1 protein-coding gene is annotated in these 293 nt (G+C 42.7%); it reads left to right on the top strand.

The genetic code is table 11. The features are described 5' to 3' along the window. A partial coding sequence (locus tag ETI37_RS07750; RefSeq protein WP_244285228.1) for an FIVAR domain-containing protein occupies nucleotides 1–293 on the top strand: 293 nt, incomplete at both ends.

The raw sequence follows: 293 nt of genomic DNA, 5'->3' as shown, positions 1-293 counted from the left end.
CAAAGCGAAGTGGATAGTGCTACAACTGCAATTAACAATGCAAAGTCAGCCTTAGATGGTGAAACCACAGACAAGAGCGCTTTGGAAACAGCAGTGAATGACCAAAGCGATGTTCAAAAGACCTCAGCTTACTACAATGCAAGTGATGATAAGAAACAGGCATATGATGATGCAGTAAGTGCTGGCCAAACAGTGTTGAACAATGATTCCGCAACACAAAGCGAAGTGGATAGTGCTACAACTGCAATTAACAATGCAAAGTCAGCCTTAGATGGTGAAACCACAGACAAGAG

Source organism: Lactobacillus mulieris (genome assembly GCF_007095465.1).
Taxonomy (GTDB): domain Bacteria; phylum Bacillota; class Bacilli; order Lactobacillales; family Lactobacillaceae; genus Lactobacillus; species Lactobacillus mulieris.
This window is presented reverse-complemented; position numbering and strand designations above follow the sequence as displayed.